2 protein-coding genes are annotated in these 1,596 nt (G+C 67.7%); both read right to left on the reverse strand.

Going from position 1 to position 1,596, the window contains the following annotated elements:
* Positions 1–173: 173 nt before the first annotated feature.
* Complete coding sequence (locus ACIRFL_RS43810) at positions 174–740, reverse strand: transposase (protein ID WP_404041358.1); 567 nt, start codon at positions 738–740, stop codon at positions 174–176.
* The gene (locus ACIRFL_RS43815; RefSeq protein ID WP_404041361.1) at positions 656–1,228 is read right to left on the reverse strand and encodes a winged helix-turn-helix domain-containing protein; all 573 of its coding nucleotides are present in this window, start codon (positions 1,226–1,228) and stop codon (positions 656–658) included. The genes ACIRFL_RS43810 and ACIRFL_RS43815 overlap by 85 nt, the downstream gene beginning before the upstream one ends.
* Positions 1,229–1,596 lie beyond the last annotated feature (368 nt).

Genomic DNA, 1,596 nt, shown 5'->3' on the forward strand with positions numbered 1-1,596 from the left:
GGCCTCATCTGGTCGACGGCTGCCTCCCGCCCACCGGTCTGACCATGGACGACGGCGCGATCAGACCGCCGGACTCCGCGAGTTCAACCTGAGTAACAACACCCTCTGACAGTGAGCCTGGTTGCCGTGCTACATGACGCCGAAGGCGCGCTGTCATTACTGACTTCGGCTCGTCAAGGTGATGCTGGTTCGTCGAGGGTCAGGCCGGTGCCCGTTATGAAGCCGTCGAGGGTGTCTGGCCGGTACTGAAGGCGTTTGAGCCGGTTGCGTACGAGTGCTTCGAGTCGGTCGAGGGCGACGACGGCGAGGTTGGCCAGGCTACGTTTGACGTGCGCCCATACCCACTCGACGGGGTTGAGGTCGGGTGAGTACGCGGGCAGCAGGAACACCGTCAGCCACTCACGCTCGGCGATCAGCTCGCGCATGGCGTGGGAGACGTGGGTGTTCAGACGGTCCCACACCAGCACGAGCGGCGCCTTGACGAGTTGGTGGACGCCGTCGACCAGCGCGATGAAGTCCCGCTCGCCCATGCTGCGACGGTTGCCTTTGCCCGCTCGGTGGGTGCGCAGGCGGTGGCACAGCCGGGTCCGGGAGCCGGGGCGCATGGCGATCAGCCCGGCCACGGACAGGCGTCCCGAGCGTCGGCCGCTCACCGTCACCTGCGGGGTGCGGCCGCGCCGCCCCCAAGTGCGTCCCCTGGGCGGCCGGCGGGTGAAGCCTGCCTCGTCCTCGAAGCAGATGTAGCCTCCGCAGGCCGCCCGGGCTCTTTTACCTCGGCCCAGGTCGCCTCCTTCCACGCGGCGACGGCCTGCTCGTCGCGTTCGGCTACCCGCCGTGCGGGGACCTGCGGGCTGAAGCCGAGCCGGTGCATCAACCGAGTGGCCCCCGAGACGCTGTAGGAGACGTGGAACTTCCTGCCGATCAGCGTCGCCACCCTCGCCGCGGTCCACACCTGATCCTCCACCCATCCATGCGCGGCCGGACCCTGCTCGAGATACCCGGCGAGCTTCTCCAGGCAGCGCGGTGACAGACGGCAGCGCGACCCGCCAGGGCCACGGGAGGCCAGCGCCTCACGACCGCCGTCCCGCCACAGCTTGTGCCACTGGTAGGCCGATTTCAGGCTCATACGCAGGCGTCTTGCGACCTCTGGCGGCTTGATGGTCTGCTCGAACAGCTCGGCCGCCTGCATCCGTACCGCCTCCCGGCGTTGCCGCCCCGCAGCGGTCAGCCCGCCCCCATCCCCATACCTCACACATCACGAGATACAGCCACCGCTTCGGGCCTTTCAGGGACTTCGCGAAGATTCACCCTGACGAGCCAAAGTCAGTACTGTCGCGCGGCGACCGTCGAAGGATCGCCGCTACCGGGTGGCAGATCCCGATCTGCGGTTCTGGCTGCACCTGCTCGGGCTCGATGCCGCCTACGGCCCGGCGATCTGCTGACCGCTTGGTCGCTGTGAGCGGCGGATCGCGTCACCATGCGCGCTGAGATGCAAACGTTGGGGGTTGCCGGGAAACAAGTCGTGGCTTCCAACTCTGTGATTCGTTTCAGTGGTATGGGGAAACCGGAGGGGATCGAGGCCGTCCTGGCCGCGAA

It is taken from the genome of Streptomyces sp. NPDC102462, from assembly GCF_044765425.1.
In the GTDB taxonomy this organism is placed as follows: Bacteria; Actinomycetota; Actinomycetes; order Streptomycetales; family Streptomycetaceae; genus Streptomyces.